The sequence below is a fragment of the Labilibaculum euxinicum genome (genome assembly GCF_009795715.1).
Classification (GTDB): domain Bacteria; phylum Bacteroidota; class Bacteroidia; order Bacteroidales; family Marinifilaceae; genus Labilibaculum; species Labilibaculum euxinus.
In genome coordinates, this window is the sequence record NZ_WTCR01000014.1 from 53,354 (window position 1) to 74,287 (window position 20,934).

Consider the following 20,934-nt stretch of genomic DNA (forward strand, 5'->3'; position numbering starts at 1 on the left):
TTAAATACCTGAGATTATTGAACAAAGGAATTTGAAAAAAATTAATATATTTGTGCGTTAATTGCGGTTAAGAATATTATATACCACATAAATAAGAATTAAATAAACCTAAACACATGCGAAATAAAGGAGCGATTCGTCTACTCGCTATACTCTTTGCGTTAGTGAGTTTGTATCAATTGACATTTACTTACGTTACCAAATCAGTTGAAAAGGAAGCTCAAGAGTTCGGAGCCGGCGATATTAAGAAGGAACAAGCTTATCTTGACTCTATTAGGGGTGAAGGAGTTTACAATTTTCTTTGGATTAAAGATTACACTTACAAAGAGTGTAAGGAATTGGAGATGAACCTTGGTCTTGACCTTAAAGGAGGTATGAACGTTACCATGGAGGTTTCTGTAATTGATATTATTAAGGCTATGGCCAATAATAGCAAGGATGAAACTTTTGTAGCAGCTATAGAAAAAGCCAAAGCGATGCAAAAAGATAGTCAAAAAGAATTTGTTGTTCTTTTTGGTGAAGCGTTCGAATCAATCAATCCAAATGCTCAGTTATCTTCTCCCGATATCTTCGGAACTTTAGAGATGAAAGATAAAATTCCTTTTGGTGCTTCTAATGCTGAGGTGTTAAAAGTGATTAAAAAAGAAGCTGATGCAGCGATTGATAATACCTTTAACATCCTTCGTTCCCGTATTGACCGTTTCGGTGTTGCACAGCCAAATATTCAAAAAGCTGATGTTTCGGGACGTATTATTATCGAACTTCCAGGTATTAAAGATGCAGCTCGTGTACGTAAGTTACTACAAGGAACTGCAAGTTTGGAGTTTTGGGAAACTTATAGTGCTAACGAAGTAACTCAGTATTTAAATGCTGCAAACGAAAAGTTAGCAGCTATCAATACAATGGCTGAGCCTGCTGAAGCAGCTAAAGAAGCTACTAAAGAAGAGGTGAAGGAAGAGGCAAAAGATGAAGATGTTGCTCTTTTGGACAAAATTGAAGAAACAGCTAAAGATTCAACTACTGACCTTAACGCAAAAGAAATTGCAAAAAAATACCCATTGTTTTCTGTTTTGAATCCTACACAAAGAGGTTCATCGAAAGCAGTTGTTGGTATGTCTCATATTAAAGATACTGCCAGAGTAAATCAGATTTTGGCAATGCCGGCTGTTCAATCAGTAATGCCACGTAATTTGAAATTCTTTTGGGGGGTTAAACCTATTGATAAAGGTGGTAATGTATTCGAATTATTTGCAATTAAAGTAACCAGCCGCGATGGAAAAGCTCCGTTAGATGGTGATGCTGTTACTTCTGCACGTGAGCAAATTGATCAAAACAAAGCGCAAGCTGAAGTTTCGATGAGTATGAGTGGTGAAGGAGCAAAAGTTTGGGCTCGTTTAACTAAAGATAACATTGACCGCGCAATTGCAATTGTTTTGGACGGATATGTTTATTCTGCTCCAAATGTAATTAGTGAAATAAAAGGCGGACAGTCCAGTATCAGTGGTAATTTCACCATTGCAGAGGCGAAAGATCTTGCAAACATATTAAAGTCTGGTAAATTACCTGCTCCTGCTCATATTATTGCTGATGAAGTTGTTGGACCATCTTTGGGACAGGAATCTATTCAAAAAGGGATGTGGTCATTCATCATTGCTTTTGTGTTGGTGTTGATTTATATGTTTTTCTTCTATAGTAAAGGTGCAGGTCTTACTGCAAATATTGCTTTGATTGCCAACTTGTTCTTCATTTTTGGAGTGCTGGCTTCACTGGGCGCTGTGTTGACATTACCTGGTATTGCCGGTATTGTATTAACAATCGGTATGTCGGTGGATGCGAATGTACTGATTTATGAGCGTATTCAGGAAGAGCTGAAAGGTGGAAAAGGATTGAGTCTTGCCATTTCTGATGGATACAAGAATGCCTATTCTGCGATTATTGATGGTAACATCACAACTCTTTTAACTGGTATTATTCTTTATCTTTTTGGAGAAGGTCCAATTAAAGGTTTTGCAACTACTTTGGTTGTCGGTATTTTCTCATCTTTATTTGCTGCAATTTTTATCACCCGATTAATTATTGAAGGTTCTCTTAAACGTAACCGCAACATTACTTTTACAACTAAGTTTACCGATAACTGGTTGCGAAATGCACATATTAAATTTCTTGAGAAAAGAAAAGTGTTTTATGTGATTTCAGGTATTGCGATTCTTGTTAGTATAGGTTCTCTTGCAACAAGAGGTTTGAATCAGGGTATCGATTTTACCGGGGGTAGAACATATGTTGTTGCTTTTGATCAGGATGTTTCGGTTGAAGCTATTTCTAAGTCGTTGGAAACTGTTTACGGGCATGCTCCTGAAGTGAAAACTTTTGGTGGTGATTCTCAGGTGAAAATTACCACAAAATATAAAATTGATGAATCAGGAAACGAAGTTGATGATGAAGTAGAAGGTTTACTTTACACAGGGTTACAACCATATTTAAATGGAGCTTCTAAAACAGATTTCCTTGAGAACAATAGAAAGATGTCGCAAAAAGTGGGACCTACTATTGCTGATGATATTCGTCAGTCTGCAGTTTGGTCAATCTTGTTTGCTCTTATCGTGATTTTCCTTTACATCATGCTTCGTTTCTCAAACTGGCAGTATGGGTTTGGAGCTATTGTTGCTCTGGCTCACGATTCAATCATAGTGTTGGGTATCTTTTCATTGTGTTACGGATGGCTGCCATTCTCACTTGAAGTTGATCAGGCATTTATTGCAGCAATACTTACTGTGGTGGGTTATTCTATTAATGATACCGTGGTTGTATTTGACCGTATCCGGGAGTACATTGGATTGCATCCAAAACGTGATCGTGTTGAGGTTGTGGATAGTGCTTTGAATAGTACATTACGTCGTACTTTCAGTACTTCATTATCTACTATGGTTGTTTTGTTAGCCATCTTCCTTTTCGGGGGAACTTCAATTCAAGGATTTACATTTGCTTTGTTGGTAGGGGTAATGGTTGGAACCTATTCTTCACTTTTCATTGCAACACCAATTGCTTACGACACAAGTTTACGTGTATCTAAAGTGATTGCTAAAAAGAAATAATTAGAAATTAATTATAAAATTGTCCCCCGAATCGTATGGTTCGGGGGATTTTTTTTGCTTAGGTTCAAATCGAATGCAATCTATCTTCATGATTTAAAATTTCTTCGGTATATTTGTTTAAAATTTCAATCAAATGAATGATATTCTTTTATTTATTAGTGGCGGTGAAATTGTTGTCGTACTAGTTGTTATTCTGTTGTTGTTCGGATCGAAAAAGATTCCTGAACTGGCTCAAGGTTTGGGGAAAGGAATGAAAGAATTCAAAAGGGCGACGGAAGATATTAAATCCGAGATCAGAAAGGAAACTGAAGTTCTTGATCATATCAAGGAATTTAAGGATGACCTTACTAAGAAGCTGTAATCCCATATTCTAGGTTTAATCATTCCACCAATATACAGTGTGGAATTTTTTTTTTAATTCAATGGACTATTTGTATCTCTTTATTGGTTTCGTTATTCTTTTATATAGCGGGAATTTGTTGGTGAAAGGAGGTGTGGCCTTATCTTCTCATTTTAAGATTTCTACACTTGTTGTTGGAGTTACTGTAGTTGCGTTTGGAACATCGGCACCAGAGCTTTTTGTGAGTCTGGGTGCAGCTCTTCATGGCAGCCCTGATATTGCTGTCGGCAATGTTATTGGCTCTAATATTGCAAATATTGCCCTCGTTCTTGGTTTTACAGCTATATTAATGCCTTTGCCTGTTCGCAGTAATTCCATAAAGTTCGATTGGCCTTTTATGATGGGCGCATCCTTACTGTTTTATGTGTTTATTTTAAATCAGAAATTAGAGTACTATGAAGGAATTATTTTTGTAATTCTTTTGATCGTATTTATGGTGTGGACAGTTTGGAAATCAAGAAAGGAAAACAGAGATTTAATAATAGGATTTAAAACAGCCAAACATTCAATATTTGTTGCAGTTCTACTAATTCTTGCTGCCTCGGTTGGATTGTATTTTGGAGCTGATATTTTGGTTGGCAGTGCTAAAAATATCGCTCTCGACTTTGGAGTAAGTGAACGTGTAGTCGGATTGACTTTGGTTGCTTTCGGCACATCAGTACCTGAATTAGCGACTTCTGCGGTGGCAGCTTATAAGAAGGAGATGGATATCTCTATTGGAAATATTATTGGCTCTAATATATTCAATATCTTAGGAGTGTTGGGAGTTACATCAATTATCAAAAATATTTTCATTAGTCAGCCAATCATATCTTTTGATATACTTATTATGCTGGGGGTGTCTTTTCTTCTGTTTTTGTTGATTTTGCCGTTGAATAATGGGAAACTTCACCGATGGAAAGGATTTTTACTGCTTGCAGTTTATCTGATTTATGTATATTTGGTTTTCACGAAGTAATTCATCTGTATGATAACTGCTGATCAAATCAAAAAAAGTTTTGGAACGGTTAATGTTCTTAAAGGAATCGATCTAAATATTACAAAAGGAGAAATTGTTTCTGTTGTTGGCGCCAGTGGTGCGGGCAAAACTACACTTTTGCAAATACTCGGGACATTGGACAGACCCGATTCAGGAAAAGTGTTTTATGATGGTGTTGATATTACTTCATACAATGAGAAAGAATTATCTGCATTTCGAAATTCGAACATTGGCTTTGTATTCCAGTTTCATCATTTGCTTCCTGAGTTTACAGCTTTAGAGAATGTTTGTATTCCTGCCTATATTGCCAAGAAATCAAGATATGAAGCCATTACGAAGGCAAAGGAATTGCTCGAAATGCTGAATTTGGGTCATAGAATGGATCATAAACCTTCCGAACTTTCGGGTGGGGAGAAGCAACGGGTTGCAGTAGCAAGGGCTCTGATTAATGATCCAATTGTAATTTTGGCTGATGAACCTTCCGGTAATTTAGATTCTAAAACGCGTCAGGAGCTTCACGAATTATTTTTCACCTTGCGTGATCGTTTCAATCAGACATTTGTGATTGTAACCCACGATACGGAATTGGCGGATATGTCCGATCGAAAAATTAGTATTTCAGATGGATTGATCGATGGGAATGACTAATTTTTCATTTACAGATTTAAAGGAATTTTTGGATGAGAAATACGATTTATTCAATCGGGAATCTTTCATTACCACCGATCCCATACAAATACCACGATCTTTTTCGAAAAAAGAAGATGTTGAAATAGCCGGTTTCTTAAGTGCAAGTATTGCCTGGGGACAAAGACTTACAATTATTCGCAATGCAAAATGGCTGGTCGAAAGAATGGATCACCAACCTCATGAATTTATTCTGAATGCATCCAATCTTGATTTTGAAGTTTTTAAGGATTTTAAACATCGCACGTTTAATGGTGATGATTGCATCTTTTTTCTGAAATCATTGCAAAATATCTATAAAAACTACGGTGGATTGGAAGATGTTTTTGCGAAGGGAGCAAATGATTCAGGTACTGTAAAAGGTGCATTAGCCTATTTTAGAGACGTATTTTTTGAAGCTGAGCATTTGGGCAGAAGTCAGAAACACATCTCAAATGTTTTGAAAAAATCCTCAGCCAAGCGATTGAATATGTATTTGAGGTGGATGGTGCGGAAAGATGACCGGGGAGTAGATTTTGGTTTGTGGAATCAACTTTCATCGGCAGATTTGTATTTGCCTTTGGATGTACATACCGGAAATGTTGGACGTAAACTGGGTTTGCTAACCAGGAAACAAAACGATTGGCAGGCTGTTGAAGAAATAACCGAAAACCTTAGGAAATTCGATCCCAACGATCCTGTGAAATATGACTATGCCTTATTTGGTTTGGGTGCTTTTGAGAAATTTTAAGAAGAATGGCAAATAATTATTTTGAGTTCAAGCAGTTTAGGGTCGATCAGGATGGCTCTGCAATGAAGGTTGGAACCGATGGAGTTCTTTTAGGTGCTTGGGCGGATATTTCCAAAGCCAATCGAATTTTGGATATTGGAACCGGAACCGGATTGATTGCCATGATGATGGGGCAGAGAACCAATTCTGATGTGAAAATTGACGCCGTTGAAATTGAATTGTCTTCTTATCAACAAGCTATTAATAACTTCGAAAATTGCCCGTGGACTTCAAGATTGAGTGCATTTCATCTTTCTTTTCAGGAATTTTGCCAAATTACAACGGTCAGGTATGATTTGATTGTAAGTAATCCGCCTTACTTTCTTAATGGTTTAAAAGCGAAATGCGAAACACGGACACAGGCTCGCCATGCAGATTATTTGCCTTTTGAGGATCTGTTGAAAGGAGCCACGAATTTATTAACAGAATCAGGAGTTTTATCTGTTGTGCTGCCTGTTGAAGAAGGGGAATATTTTCAGAGATTGGCTGGATTAACAGGGTTTTATTTGAAAAGAAAGATTTCTGTTCTGCCTAATCCAGGGAAGCCCGCCAAGCGTTATTTGTTAGAATTTTGTTTGCAGAAATGCGAGGCTCAATTCGCTGAATTAATAGTGGAAAATGGACAGAGACACGTCTATTCTCCTGAATATATAAATCTGACAAAAGACTTTTATTTGAAATTTTAAGCTACTGTTCCGACTCCGTTGATAGTTTAAATTTTACCCACCATTCCGCGAGTTCATAAGGGTTTTGATTGGTGCCGGCTTTTAATTTTTCCATGCGTTTATTAATGTATTCTTTACTGCTTAAAGCGGAATAATATTCCTCATTTGCTTCATTAATACTTGCAACTCCAATGCCTATTATTTCATTGCCCGACAGGTTTTTGGAGTAAAATTCACTCATTGCTATTCGAAGGTGATAACTAAATAGAACTTCGTTTTTCGAACTTAGCTTTACCTGATAGGTATCGTCTTCCTGCAGAGTACTTATAGAAAGACTTTCATTTTTTTTTGCGTTAACAACCTCGAAAAGTTGGAAACGATCCCAAAATTCCTCATTTAATTCTGTTAGTGAAAAACGGGATAAATAATTTTCAAATTTTTCTTCTGTAAAAGGAAATTCAGCCGGCATTGGAAAGTTAATGGCAAAATTGTTTTGAAGTTTTGCTTCTGGATCGATCCAAATACTAAGTCCAAGATTGTATATTTTCCTAAGTGTATTTGTTGAATTTGTCTCAAGAATAATATCGATAAATTTATCGTTGTTGAAAACCTTAACACTTATTTGGTCTTCGGCATTGTAATAGTTTGCCTCTGTTGTTGAATATATTTCGGAATTGAAATTTCTCTCATTTTGCCAATAGGTTGATATTTGATTTTTTACTGCACAGGAATTAAGAGTGAAAAGACTCACTAAAAAAGTAAATTGAACTATTCGGGACATGTATTTTCGTATAATTAATGCAGATCAAAAATATAAAAAAGAGAATGATCTTAGGTGAAAAACGCAATTAATTATGCTGAAGTGCTTACAAAACAGTTTCTTCTTCAATAAATTTTATGCCCAAATTTTCAAGTTCAGTAAGAATTGGTTTGTAAAGTTCAGGTAAGGTTGGGATATGAACTCCTTTCAAATGAATTTTATCTTTGGCCAATAGTTTTGTTGCTATCGCTAAAGGAGTTCCAACAGTATACGACATGGCGGTGTGTTCGCGGTCGGTTCCTTCATAAGTCATTGAAGAAGTAATTCGTTTCCTTTCTCCGTTGATTTCAAAATCAAACAGATGCTGCATAACCAGCAAATCTCTGTCGGTAGGTTCTAGAGCCCATTTTTGTTCCAAAATTTTCTGAAGAATCATGGCTGGAGTGGCATTTTTTAAAGCAACAACTTCATCAGAAAACAATCCAAGCCATTTTAGTTTTGTCATTATTAAAGAGTTAACATCGATGTGTGTAAAATCGGCTAAGTTTTCCTCAGTGGATTTTTCACTATCGGGCAGAAAACTCAATAAATAATCGAGATAAGTTAACTTGTGAGAGTCCTTCATTATATACGTATCGTCGGTGCAGCCCAATTGTACCAGAACGTTCCATGCCTCCGAATAACCAGGTCTTCGCATGGTTCCCCGCATAATGGTTGGAATGTTATTCAGTCCGTATAATTCACAATATTGCAGCGAATCTCTGTTTGGATAAACTTCAAAATCGCCATAACCTGTAATTTGAGTTTTGGTAAGAGTAGAAAATAATTTGTGATAGGGAATGTATTTGTAATGGTTATTTTCTTTAAACTGTGCTGTTCCTTGTCCCGCAACAACTACATTTCTTGGATTCCATGAAAATTTATAATTCCAGGGATTGTTGTCGCAATCGGGAGCGACCAGGCCACCGCAAAAGGATTTGAAAGTTTTAATTTTTCCACCACGTTCCTTTATCTGATCGATAATTTTCATGGCCGACATGTGATCCAATCCTGGATCAACACCGAGTTCATTCAAAAAACAAAGCCCTTTTTCTTTGGCTTCTTCATCCAATTCCATCATTTCAGAGGAAACATATGATGGCGTCAGCATGTGTTTTCTATGGCGCAAGCACTCTTTCGCAACAATAATGTGCATAGAGGCCGGAACCATACTCACAACAATGTCTGCCGTCGAAATTTCTTCAGCCCTTTGTTCTAAATCTTTTAAATTAAACCGAAGTGCTGTTCCGTTGGGATGGTTGTTAATTTTCTTTTGGGCAGACTCTAACGACATATCGCCAACAGTAATTTTCCAATTATTTTTTTCCGAATGCTCTAATAAATATTGTATTAAGCTGGTTGATGAAAGACCTGCGCCAATAATTAGAATATTTTTCATGTGAGTGTCGTTAGTTAGTGTGTTCTGCGTCTCATAAATTTATAATAAAGTGGCTAAAAAACGATAAATAGTTGATTGTTTTTTATAAAGGGATTTTTGGAATGTGAATCCTAAATTTAAGATGCTAAATGGATTGTTACTTTCAAACGCCTGATTTAAAGGTGTAGATTTTTTTTATATGTAAATTAAGAAAATGTCAGCACAAAAATTTATGAGATTTGTTATGATTTTTATTTTCTGATCTCTAAATCGGAATGATTATATTTGTTCGGGAAAGATAAAAAATTGCGTAACCTCTAAATATATTAACTCCTTGGTACAAGCTAGAAAAGCCGTTGAAACCCCATTAATGAAGCAGTATTATCAGATGAAGGATAAACATCCTGATGCTATTTTGCTGTTTCGGGTTGGTGACTTTTACGAAACATTTTCTGATGATGCAATTCGCACTTCTGAAATTTTGGGCATTACCCTGACTAAGCGTGCTAACGGATCGGCATCCTATGTTGAGCTGGCGGGATTTCCACATCATTCTATAGATACTTATCTGCCTAAATTGGTTCGGGCAGGCATGCGTGTGGCTATATGTGAGCAATTGGAAGATCCGAAGAAAACCAAAACGTTGGTTAAACGTGGCATTGTTGAATTGGTAACTCCAGGGGTATCCTATAATGACAACGTTTTGGAGCATCGGGAGAATAATTTTCTTGCATGTATTCATATGGAAAAAAATTCAGCCGGGATCGCATTTTTAGATGCCTCAACAGGTGAGTTTTTAACTGCCGAAGGAAGTTTTGAGTATATCGATAAATTATTGGGCAATTTTCAGCCAAAAGAGGTTTTGTATCAGAGAGGTAAAGAGAAAATCTTTCATGAATTATTTGGTGGTAAGTTTTATACTTTCACCATGGATGACTGGGTTTTTACCGAAAGTGCGGCTAAGGACAGGTTGCTTCGTCATTTTGAGACAAGTTCGTTGAAAGGCTTCGGCGTTCAGACTCTACGCAATGGAATCATTGCCTCGGGTGCCGTTTTGCATTATCTGGATATCACAAAACACAGTCAGGCAGCTCATGTAACTCAGCTTTCGCGGATAGAGGAAGACAAATACGTGTGGCTGGATAAATTTACAGTTCGGAATTTAGAGCTGTTTGGAGCCTTAAACGATGGAGCAAGTACACTTTCGGGTGTAATGGATAAAACCTTATCGCCAATGGGAGCACGTCTTTTAAAAAGGTGGATTGCTCTTCCCTTAAAGGATTCGGCGAGTATTAATGATCGCCTGAGTGTTGTGAATCATTTTTTCGGGAATGAAAAGGTTTCTCATTCTATAGGGGATGAAATACAGCAAATCGGAGATTTGGAACGGATTATTTCCAAGGTTGCTGTGGGCAGAGTCAGTCCGCGGGAAATTGTTCAGCTAAAAAATGCCCTGATTGCCATTGAACCTATCCGAAACTATTGTTTGAGTAGTGGTAATGATGGCTTACTAAAAATAGGGGATCAGTTAAATCCTTGTGCTTCGGTTCGGGAAAAGATTGAAAAGGAAATTCATGCTGATCCGCCAAACATGGTTAGCAAAGGCGGTGTAATTGCTGATGGGGTTTGTGAAGAACTGGATGATTTAAGGAAGATATCGTTCTCGGGTAAAGATTATTTACTGCAAATGCAGATGCGTGAGATTGAAAGAACAGGTATTACCTCTCTTAAAATTGCGTTTAATAATGTGTTTGGATACTATATTGAGGTAAGAAATACTCACAAAGACAAGGTTCCTGAAGAATGGATCAGAAAGCAAACTTTAGTTAGTGCTGAGCGCTACATTACTCAGGAATTAAAGGATTACGAAGAGAAAATATTGGGAGCCGAAGAAAAAATACTGGCTTTGGAAACCCGTTTGTATAACGAACTGGTTCTGGGTATTGCAGATTATATTTCTACCATTCAGTTAAACGCGGCCATGATAGCGCGATTGGATTGTTTGCTGTCTTTTGCGAAACTGGCAAAAGAGAACCATTACAATTGTCCGGGCATTAACGATTCTCAGGTAATTGATATCAAGCAGGGAAGACATCCTGTTATTGAAAAGCAACTGCCAATCGACGAAAAATACATTGCCAATGATGTTTATCTGGACAATGAATCGCAACAGGTAATTATTATTACAGGGCCAAATATGGCGGGTAAGTCGGCTTTGCTCCGACAAACTGCACTAATTGTTTTAATGGCGCAAATTGGGAGTTTTGTGCCGGCTAAGGAAGCAAATATTGGTTGTGTTGATAAGATTTTCACCCGTGTGGGTGCTTCGGATAACATTTCATTGGGTGAATCTACTTTTATGGTGGAAATGAATGAAGCTGCCAGTATTCTTAACAACCTTTCATCAAGGAGTTTGATTTTGTTTGATGAATTGGGACGGGGTACAAGCACTTATGACGGGATTTCTATCGCCTGGTCGATTGTGGAATACATTCACGAGAATAGTAACAGCAGAGCCAAAACATTATTTGCAACGCACTACCATGAGCTTAACGAGATGGAGAAATCATTCTCCCGAGTGAAGAATTTCAATGTTTCGGTGAAAGAAGTCAACAATAAGGTTATTTTCCTGAGAAAGTTAGTTTCCGGAGGATCCAATCACAGCTTTGGTATTCATGTGGCACGTATGGCCGGAATGCCCAAATCCGTTGTGAAACGAGCTGATGAAATATTACTTCAGCTGGAAGGAAAACAAAATGGAGAATCGCTCGCCAAACCTGTAGGTGAGATCGCTCAACAGCGGGAAGGTTATCAAATGAGCTTTTTTCAACTCGACGATCCGGTACTTCTGCAAATTAGAAACGAAATTTCGGATCTGGATATTAATAATCTGACACCAATTGAGGCTCTAAATAAGTTGAATGAGATAAAAAAGATATCCGGATTGTAAAAAAAGATAAAAAATGTGAGTGTCCCATATACAAAGGCTTTTGATGTGTAGTGCCTGAATTTCAAGGAGTCAGATTCAGGATCCTTGTAATGTCTTTTATGATGATTGAAAAAAAATGAGTCAAAAGTTTTTTTTCCTTTGCAGAATCAAAAAATACGCATATATTTGCATCGCAATTGAGAGAACAACGGTTCATTTTTAAAAGCACAATGCGAGAATAGCTCAGTTGGTAGAGCACAACCTTGCCAAGGTTGGGGTCGCGAGTTCGAGTCTCGTTTCTCGCTCAAAATCCGAAAGGATGCCCAGGTGGTGGAATTGGTAGACACGCTGGACTTAAAATCCAGTGGCTTCACGGCCGTGCGGGTTCAAGTCCCGCCCCGGGTACAAGAACCCCCTGTAAACAGCAATGTTTACAGGGGGTTTGTTTTTTGGGGGAACGAATGGGGGAATGCAGCGGTATTAAATTTGGATCAAGTCGAAATAATTAGTGGATTGGTAAAACAAAGTAAAACTGAGATCCTTTTCCTTCTACTGATTCGACCCTTATTTTACCGCCAAGTATTTTGGCGTATTCTTTAACAATAGTTAAGCCTAAGCCAGCTCCTTCATAAATTATTTCTCTTCCATTATCAATACGGTAAAAATGCTCAAAAATAAGTTCTTGGTTCTCCGAAGAAATACCAATACCTGTGTCTTTAATATAAAATTGAATCTCGTTCGTTTTGGTTTTAAAATTAAATCCAAATTCTACACTTCCCTGGTTTGTATATTTAATAGCATTTGAAATCAACTTACTAAGTATTACTGTTATTTTTTCTTTATCCGAGAAAATAATTATTTCTTTTGCCTTATGATTATTTTTATATGAAAATTCGATGCCTTTAGCATCAGCTTCAGGTTTATACAGAACATACATGTCCTCAATTACATTCTTAACATTAATATCTTCAATATAAATATCCAAACAATCAGCATCTAACTTTGACATTTGAATAAGCTCATCTATTGTATTTAACATTCTAATAGAACTTTGCTGAATAGCATCAATATATCTCAGATGATCTTCTTTTGATAAAACAGAATCTTCAAGTATTTCTGAAAACCCAAGAATACTATTCATTGGTGTTCGGATTTCATGACTCATATTTGTTAAAAAAGACGATTTTAATTTGCTGGCCTCTTCAGCTTCTTGTGTAGCCTTAATTAAACTCATTTGGGTAAGTTTAAAATTTGTAATATTATCAATATAACCATCGTACCTAATGATTTTTCCATTAACATCCCTTACAACACGAGCTCCTTCTTTTACATAAATAATATCACCGTCTTTTGTGTACCATTCAGATTGAAAATTAATTATTTCACCTTTTTCTTCCAGTATTTTCTTGAAAACTTCTCTCTTATTATTGTCTGCATAACATCCCTTTGACAGGTTTTTTTTAACTAAATCTTCCAATGAGTCATACTTCAACATTTTTAAAATTGCTCGATTTGCATAGATGATTTGCCCTCCTGGTGTTGTTTGATACAAACCCACCAATGAGTTTTTCACCAAATCCAAATAAAGACTATTATTTTCCCAGTTTCTATTTTTTAGAATCCGGGATACGGAAAAAATCTCACCCAACGGTTTAGATAAGATCTTCTTAAGGGAGTTAAAAATCATTGCCATAATCTAATTTACAAATAAATTCTTATTTATCAAGTTGATTTTCATTGCTGTAAAATAAGTATGTTATCGTAAAATAATTTTTATATGGTGTAGTTTTTAACTAATCTGTAGAAATCTATGTGATGCTTTTTATTTTATCTCAATATTCAACTAAGAATATAAGGAGATCGACAATTTCTATTCTCCAATTCCGTTTTAGGTAATTTAACTATACTATATTCCATCCCATAGTATCAGTCTGTTTAGGGCAGTGTGTTCAGTTTAATTGCAATAGTTTTTGATATAGGTAGTTTTTCCTCCGAATTGATTACAGCCATTAGGATAATAAGTCGTAATTAATACCCAGACTATTAAAAATATTGTTCCTCCGACCATATTTTATTTTTAATTGCGCCCAATTCCTAAATAAACACCATGAAATTCATTTTTATTTTTTCTGCTCAAGAGGTATTTACTTATTTTACATCATCAATGCTTGGTGCTTTCCATTTTACGCTTTCTACTTTTCTGTCTAAGGCTATATTTATGGCCATTGTGTTTCGGTACTTGTCGTAAATCATTGCGAAAGTCATAATTAAACTGGTTCCAATGATTACACAAAGCAATATTCCCGGCTCAAAATCTTCAATTTGTGCTTCGGAAGGTATGCTGTAAAATAAAAGTACGGTGATTAAGCCACGAGGAGCTACAAATAATTGCGGCAGTATATCTTTTCCTGCAAAAATGCGCAGAATAACGTATCGTATCGTATAAATTGAAATCAAAATCAGAAAGCTTACTATTGTTACGTTTAAACTCAGTAAGGAAGAAATGGCAATCGAAAGTCCGAAAATTACAAAGAAAAAGGTTCGTACAACAAAGGCTGTTTCTGCTGTGATTGTATGCAACTCATTGTAGATATGATGTGCTTTTTCGAAATCAATTAATTTTGAGAGTTTTCCTTTGAAAAAAAGTTTCATGTTCGCAATCACTAATCCAAATATCAGGATAATAATAAGCGAAGAAAGGTGCATTTTTTTGCCCAGTGCATATAGTAGTAACAGTACGGCTATCAGTAAAAAGAGTTTTACCTTGCTTTTTATGCGTTGAAAAATTAAAATAATTGCATAACTGGCTATCAGGGAGATAATGATGGTGAGCAGAATGTTTCCTGCAAAACCTGTTACTCCGCTATCTTCGGCGGGATTTAATTTTCCGGTTAAAAAATAGAACATCATAATGCCCATTATATCCGAAAAAGTACTTTCGTAGATATGAAATTCTTTTTTGCCTGCATTTAAACCTGATACGCTTGGTATGATAATGGCACTGGATAGTATGGACAATGGGGTTGCGTAAAGCCAGGCCGATTCCATGGTCATTCCGGGAATGAAATTGTAGAGAATCAATACAACGGCCCAAGTTGACAAAATAAGGCCGGTTAAGGCAACAGTAAATGATTTTAGGATGGGAACTAATTTCTCTCTTTTCAGTTCCAGTTCAAGAGCCGCTTCCAGCACAATCATAATTAATCCAACAATTCCCAAAACTTCAAGAATAGGAAAGAAATTTAATGCTTCTGCATTGAAATATTTTAAAATATATTGCAACCCAACCCCCAGTACGATGAGCATCAGTACTGCAGGGATATTTGTTTTTCTGGACAATCCATTGAATAAAAAAGATAAAATGATGATTATGGATACTTCAATAATCAAATTATAGGATGAAATGATTTCCATAGTTGTTACTTAAAATTGTTTGTTACACTTGTTTCAATCTGTATTTCATGTAAAAAGGCAGTTAAATCTTCTGTGGCAGCACCATTTTCGAGTGTGTACTGAAATTTAAATACCTGAGGAATTTCACTGTTCTTTATGGTAGGTTTTTGTCCGAAATCTAAAATTGGATTGTCAAAAATCAGATTTAAAACCTGTTCTTTTGTTAATTGTGTACGCAGGTAAAGTGTTTGTCGTAATTTGGTATTCACATTTGAGTAGATCGCAAATCCTAAATTTTCAATTTCGGTGTAATTAATAAATCGTTCTCCATATTCGGCATTAATGATTAATCCGAAGGATTGCAGACTCTTAACTTCTCCCTTAAAATCCCCAATTGTGATAAATGCGTCTTTGCTCACCAGAGGGTTTGCCCTGAAAAAAATTCCGCTCACAAAGTTTTTGATATAGTAGAAACCAAAAAGACTTATAAAAACCAACAGAATACTGTGTGTAATGTAATTGATAGATATAAAATCGAGTAGTAAAAAGGATATTGCAATAGGTTTGTAAAACAACATGCCTTTTTTTAAAAAGCTTATTATTTTTTTGTTGGTTACGTTTTTTTTAGCAAATCGCTCTCCAATGTATGTTAGCAGCTTTAGTATCCAATAACAGACTGCCAGCAGTACAAGCAGGCCTAGTAAACCGCTCCAGGTGTATAATGTTTCGATATTTTCCATTTAGTTGAGTGTTCCTCTGTATTTTAGAATTTCGCGAATATTGTGGTACAATACTTGGTTTAAAACAAGATTTCCCTCTGTGTTTCGAAGAAATACTTTGGTGTTTGTTAAACGTTTTAATCCTGATTTATAGGAGATGCTGTATCGATTGCCCAAAAGGTTTTTCAATACAATTTCGTTAATGTGTTTGTATAATAATACATATTTAAGAATAATAATTTCTTCGGGAGTGAAAAAGTCTTCAAAATCATACTCCTTTTCTTCAAAAATTACTTTATGATCATCCGCAGTAGTAATTGCATAGGTCCATGCCTGCAATACTTCACCCATATTATTGTCGTAATTTTTACACAACTTTTGTACGTAAAGCTCCAGTTGTTTATTGAGTAGGGGAAGTCCTTTTTCCGTCACTAAACTTCGGTGCGAGGCACCATGCCGCAATAATATGGCTTTGTGTATTTCGTCAGTTTTTGCTTTGTTAACATCAATAACAGAGCTGAACGAATTGGAAAAAGGAAGTCTTTTATCCAAATGAGACTGCATGGCATTTGAAGTAGTCATGATAACGAAAACCTGATCGGATTCCGATTCTACGAATTCTATGGCGGCTCGTACATTATCCAATAAACTGTGATTTTTGTCTCTCCAAAGTTCCAGATTATCAATTACCAATAAAGGATGGAAATTATAGGTGTGTTTCTTAATATGCTGAAGAGCCTCTGCAAGGTTTTTGGTGGTTGTAAATTTTCTTCCTTCAACGGAAATAGTACTGTCAATTTCGAGAAAAATACTTTGTTTGTCAAAATGATCTTTCGCCGCACTTTCAATAAAAGTAGATTTCCCGCTTAAACTATTTCCTACAACAAGTACCGCTTTGTTGTGTCCTTTTTTCCATAGACTTAAGGTTTCCTGTAGTTTTTGTTTTTCGGTTTCGCGCGGAACGAAAAATAAATCTCCAATAAAATTCTTATTTAAAAAAAGAGTATCGTAATGAACGTTAGATGCTTTAAATGTTCTGTATTCAATGCATTTTGACGATGCCTCTAATTTCATAAACGGATTATCAGCGGTACTGATTTCGTATGTTCTGCTAAAAAAGGAAAGGATATTTTTAAATTTTTTTTCTACTTCAAGTAAGAATTTGTTTTTTGAAGATGTGAGTTGAGTTATTGATGATTGCAAAGAAACTCTTAGAAAATCTTCTGTTTGATAAATATTTGAGACTAAGAATTCGGCACTAAATTTTTCTTGTACCAAACCAATTATCTTCCTCTGCAAATTTTCATTTGTATTGGCCGAGCGCAGTAAGTTTTGTATGCTTTGAACCTGAGAAGGCAGTGTTTCAAGTGTGTTGTTGTTTTTTAGTAAAGTTAAACTGCTCTTTAAATTTATTAAACTGTGTTTATAAAAAGCAAGCAGATTTGTCCTGTTTTGCCACAGCTCGATCATATCGGGAAGCAGCATATAGTTCAGCCACTTTTTAGCCGATTTATTAAAGTCTATTTTTTTAATGAGTAATAAACCATCTTCACTTGCAACAGGAATGCTGTTTTCTTCGAGCGAAGCAATTTTTAATTCAATATCAAAGGCATAGGTTTCTTGTTCTGTATTTGTTACCTCTAAATCATCCAGAATATCTTCAATTAGTGAAATGGTGTCTGCAGTTTTAACAATTTCATCCAAATTCTGAACAGAATCCAACACTTTACTTATGGTTTGTTTAGAATTTTCAAGTTCACTGATAAGCGTTGTGCAAATGTTTTGGGTATGATTTTTAATATCTTTAAAAACAAGAATGATATTGGATAAAGTATGAGTTGATTTCTCAATTTCTTTGGCTTGATTTTGCACCGTTAGAAATTGATTTTTGTAAACTTCCCATGGATTTTGCTGGTGTTTGGTTTTGGAAATATGTTTCTTTCTTTTTTTATCGGTTTGTTGAGCCGGATTTAGTTCTGCGCTAATTTTCTGAGCAAAGGAGTTGATTGCTTTTTCTAAAATTGCTTTGGATTCTTTTAAGTGATGCTGAACAGTCTGATCATCGACCAGAGATTCTTGTTTTTTATTTTTTGAAATTTGAAGCTGTAACAATACATCTCGATGTATCAGCATCGTATTTTTAAACGACTCCGGCAAAAGATAATTCAGAATATATATTTTTTTAAAATCCGGATTTTTATCGGTTTGTGCTTTGTTGTATTCCTGATCACCAATAGAAATAAAGAAATTGCTTACTTCTATAAATTCTTTTAGAATAAGCAGAGAAAGGCCTTCTGTTGTCAGGCTTTGTTCCAATAGGTTCAGATAGTCCTCTAAATGTTTATTTAAAACCTCTAAAACGCTCAGGTTTTTGGTTGTTATATCTTTCTCTTTATCAGACTTCATGTGTTTTAAATCTTTATTAATTCATAGCAAACCCTATGCAATATAAGAATTCCAAGTTCAGGATTTTTAAAATTAAAAATACTTTTTATGATGATTTAATAAATAAGCTGAAAGAGAGAGTTATCAAATCAACGATACTGTCAAAATGAGATTTTGATTAAATTAACCGGGAGTATAAGGAGTCTTAAATAGGTGTATTTCCCATTTAGAAGACTAGTTTCTTGTATTATTTTATGAAATGTTTTGTGTATAAAACCAGTACCTGTATTTATTTTATTGTGAATGTGTGTTCCAGAACTGTTTCGGCTGCATTTTTTGCGATGAGTATTTTATAATCTCCTTTGTACAGCAGCCATTGTTCATGTTGTAAATCCCATTTTTTGAGGTCATTAATATCAATGCTCAGGCTTATTGTTTTTGAGGTATTTGCCTGTAAAGAGACTCTCTTAAAGTTTTTTAGTTCTTTAATTGGCATTCGCTCCATTTTAGGGAATTCAACATACACTTGAACAACATCATCCGCATCCCAATTTCCCGTGTTTATCACATCAATTTGAAGCGATATCTGCTCATTCTTTTTGTATTGGTTAGAAGGTTTTTGAGCCCAGCGATAATTAAAATGAGTATAGCTTAACCCAAATCCAAAAGGATAAGCTACCTCACCGTTAAAATAACGATAGGTTCTGTTTTTCATACTGTAATCGGTGAATGGAGGCACATCATCGATAGATTTATAGAAGGTCAGAGGTAATTTTCCCGATGGGGAGATATCTCCGTAAATAATATTTGCTAATGCGTTGCCGCCTTGCTCTCCCGGATACCATGAAAGGATGATTGCATCTGCATATGGTTCTACTGCCTGAACATCAACAGCACTCCCACTTGTTAAAACAACAACAATTGGTTTGTTATGAGATTTTCTCATTTTTTTCAGATAAACCAGATGGGAGTAAGGAATGCTTAAATCAGCTTTGTCTCCGCTGTTTTTAGATAGAAAAGCATCACCGTCTTCACCTTCAAACAAGGGAGTAAGTCCAAGAACGAGTATCGTGGCATCAGAATTTTCTGCTGCCCAAATTCCACCAAAGCGGGTGGTATCTGCATAACTGCAACCAAAATCATATTGTACTGCTGTTTCCGGTCCCGCTTTTTTTGCAATACCTTCGGCAAAGGTTACCATATTGCCCGACATGCCATGGTAGTTGCCAACCAAAGTACTGATGTTAGCAGCGTTTTCACCGGCTACCATTATGGAGCCAATTTTATCTTTACTTAAAGGCAAAACACCATTGTTTTTAAGAAGTACCATGCTCTTTTCTGCAGCCTTAAGTGCCAGCTGTGTGTGATAGGAATTGTTTATACTATCCAGACCAAAATTTGCATAGGGCGAATTCCCGGGATCATCATATAAACCCAATTTAAGTTGAGTGATGATTGTAGGATAAATTGATTTATCAATGTCAGCTTTGCTGATTAATCCTTTTTTTATTGCTTCAAGTGCATCGTCTTGAAGTAAGTTGGAGCAGTCCATATTCACTCCTTTTTTAATTGCTTCTGCTGCTACTTCAACGCTGGTAGGAATGCTTTTATGTCGCAGCCAAATATCTTCCAATGCCCAGCAATCTGTAGTTATTTGCCCTTTAAAGCCCCATTCTTTTGTAAGTATATTTTCCAGAAGTTTTTCGCTTGTGCAGCAAGGCTCGTCATTCAAGCGGTTATATCCGCACATAATGCCTGAAACACCATTGTCCACCAAAGTTTTAAATGCCGGAAGGTAGGTTTCTCTTAAATCTTTTTCGTCTACAATTGCATTAAATGTATGCCTGATTGCTTCAGGACCACTATGCGCAGCAAAATGTTTGGCGCAGGCAGCAATTTTATAATGATCCGAATCATCGCCCTGCAGGCCTTTCACAAAAGCGGTTCCCATTTTTCCTGTTAAAAAGGGATCTTCACCGTATGTTTCCTGACCTCTTCCCCATCTGGGATCGCGGAAAATATTGATGTTTGGAGTCCAAAAATTGACTCCTAAATACTGCAATCGTCTGTTTTTGGCTGTAGCCAGATTATACTTGGCACGAGCTTCGGTAGAAATAGCATCAGCAACAGATTGAGCCAGTAATGGATCAAAAGTCGCAGCTAAACCAATCGCCTGAGGAAAAACGGTTGCTTCTCCAGCTCTCGCAACTCCGTGTAATCCCTCGTTCCACCAATTGTAAGCAGGTATTTGCAGGCGTTCAACGGCTGGAGAGTTGAAACCGAGTAAAGATATTTTTTCCTCCAGAGTAAGTTTGTTTATCAAGTCATTGGCTCTTTCTTCGATGGAAAAAGAGCAATCTCTAAATTTTTCGTTTTGTGCCCATGTATTGTAAGGAATAATTAGGAAGTACAGGGTAAATAGTATGATGGGTTTTTTATATGAATACATAATACTTAAATTTTAATTGTTTAGGCACTGTTACTAATGGACATTTCATGCGTTTCAAATCGTTATTATTCATGGCAAACGCTATGCAATATAAGAATTCCAAGTTCGGTTTTTAAATTTTTTTAATACTTTTTATGATGACTTTCAAATGGAAAGAATGAAAGAGTTATCGTATTGATAGCATTTTAGAGATAAGATCAAAAATGAAATTAACATTATTTTAGTGATTGATATCTAGGCTGTATTTGAATAGACAGGCATTTATTATTACTTTTCGGTTGAATAAAAAT

The 20,934-nt window shown here is 35.9% G+C and carries 14 protein-coding genes and 2 tRNA genes; 9 read left to right on the forward strand and 7 right to left on the reverse strand.

Translation table 11 applies throughout. The features are described from left to right. The first annotated feature begins 116 nt into the window (after positions 1–116). The 6 genes from secDF to GQR60_RS16755 all read left to right on the forward strand — a co-directional run bounded on the left by secDF (position 117) and on the right by GQR60_RS16755 (position 6,613). The gene (gene secDF / locus GQR60_RS16730) at positions 117–3,092 is read left to right on the forward strand and encodes a protein translocase subunit SecDF (protein ID WP_124994033.1); all 2,976 of its coding nucleotides are present in this window, start codon (positions 117–119) and stop codon (positions 3,090–3,092) included. A 133-nt stretch (positions 3,093–3,225) separates the two neighbouring features. Continuing rightward, entirely contained in the window at positions 3,226–3,453 is a 228-nt protein-coding gene (gene tatA, locus GQR60_RS16735) for a twin-arginine translocase TatA/TatE family subunit (RefSeq protein WP_124994034.1), read from the forward strand. Between the two features lie 61 nt (positions 3,454–3,514). After that, positions 3,515–4,450 (forward strand): calcium/sodium antiporter, encoded by a 936-nt coding sequence (locus GQR60_RS16740; RefSeq protein ID WP_124994035.1) that lies wholly within the window; start codon positions 3,515–3,517, stop codon positions 4,448–4,450. Positions 4,451–4,459: 9 nt separating this feature from the next. After that, the gene (locus GQR60_RS16745) at positions 4,460–5,119 is read left to right on the forward strand and encodes an ABC transporter ATP-binding protein (protein WP_124994036.1); all 660 of its coding nucleotides are present in this window, start codon (positions 4,460–4,462) and stop codon (positions 5,117–5,119) included. Beyond that, the gene (locus GQR60_RS16750; protein ID WP_124994037.1) at positions 5,112–5,888 is read left to right on the forward strand and encodes a TIGR02757 family protein; all 777 of its coding nucleotides are present in this window, start codon (positions 5,112–5,114) and stop codon (positions 5,886–5,888) included. The genes GQR60_RS16745 and GQR60_RS16750 overlap by 8 nt, the downstream gene beginning before the upstream one ends. Positions 5,889–5,893: 5 nt before the next feature. After that, the gene (locus GQR60_RS16755) at positions 5,894–6,613 is read left to right on the forward strand and encodes a tRNA1(Val) (adenine(37)-N6)-methyltransferase (RefSeq protein WP_124994038.1); all 720 of its coding nucleotides are present in this window, start codon (positions 5,894–5,896) and stop codon (positions 6,611–6,613) included. A 1-nt stretch (position 6,614) separates the two neighbouring features. Here the strand turns inward: GQR60_RS16755 and GQR60_RS16760 are convergent, their stop codons facing one another. Both GQR60_RS16760 and GQR60_RS16765 read right to left on the reverse strand, forming a co-directional pair. Then, positions 6,615–7,373, reverse strand: a complete 759-nt coding sequence (locus GQR60_RS16760; protein WP_124994039.1) for a hypothetical protein — start codon at positions 7,371–7,373, stop codon at positions 6,615–6,617. An 85-nt stretch (positions 7,374–7,458) separates the two neighbouring features. Next, positions 7,459–8,829 (reverse strand): saccharopine dehydrogenase C-terminal domain-containing protein, encoded by a 1,371-nt coding sequence (locus tag GQR60_RS16765; protein ID WP_306598911.1) that lies wholly within the window; start codon positions 8,827–8,829, stop codon positions 7,459–7,461. A gap of 274 nt (positions 8,830–9,103) precedes the next feature. Between GQR60_RS16765 and mutS the strand changes: the two genes are divergently transcribed. The 3 genes from mutS to GQR60_RS16780 all read left to right on the forward strand — a co-directional run bounded on the left by mutS (position 9,104) and on the right by GQR60_RS16780 (position 12,103). After that, entirely contained in the window at positions 9,104–11,719 is a 2,616-nt protein-coding gene (mutS, locus tag GQR60_RS16770; RefSeq protein WP_225441445.1) for a DNA mismatch repair protein MutS, read from the forward strand. A 211-nt stretch (positions 11,720–11,930) separates the two neighbouring features. Beyond that, positions 11,931–12,003: transfer RNA gene (locus GQR60_RS16775), tRNA-Gly, on the forward strand. Between the two features lie 16 nt (positions 12,004–12,019). After that, positions 12,020–12,103 (forward strand) — tRNA-Leu (locus GQR60_RS16780). Between the two features lie 100 nt (positions 12,104–12,203). On the opposite strand, the gene GQR60_RS16785 is transcribed toward GQR60_RS16780, so the two are convergent. From GQR60_RS16785 to GQR60_RS16805, 5 genes are all read right to left on the reverse strand, one after another. After that, complete coding sequence (locus GQR60_RS16785; RefSeq protein ID WP_160463506.1) at positions 12,204–13,385, reverse strand: PAS domain-containing sensor histidine kinase; 1,182 nt, start codon at positions 13,383–13,385, stop codon at positions 12,204–12,206. 461 nt (positions 13,386–13,846) lie between these two features. Beyond that, complete coding sequence (locus tag GQR60_RS16790; RefSeq protein ID WP_124994042.1) at positions 13,847–15,112, reverse strand: cation:proton antiporter domain-containing protein; 1,266 nt, start codon at positions 15,110–15,112, stop codon at positions 13,847–13,849. A gap of 5 nt (positions 15,113–15,117) precedes the next feature. Beyond that, positions 15,118–15,831: a hypothetical protein gene (locus tag GQR60_RS16795; RefSeq protein ID WP_124994043.1), complete on the reverse strand. Its 714-nt coding sequence runs from the start codon at positions 15,829–15,831 to the stop codon at positions 15,118–15,120. Next, the gene (locus GQR60_RS16800; protein WP_124994044.1) at positions 15,832–18,216 is read right to left on the reverse strand and encodes an ATP-binding protein; all 2,385 of its coding nucleotides are present in this window, start codon (positions 18,214–18,216) and stop codon (positions 15,832–15,834) included. A 268-nt stretch (positions 18,217–18,484) separates the two neighbouring features. After that, a complete protein-coding gene (locus tag GQR60_RS16805; RefSeq protein WP_124994045.1) occupies positions 18,485–20,644 on the reverse strand; it encodes a glycoside hydrolase family 3 N-terminal domain-containing protein in 2,160 nt (719 codons plus the stop codon). Positions 20,645–20,934: the final 290 nt, after the last annotated feature.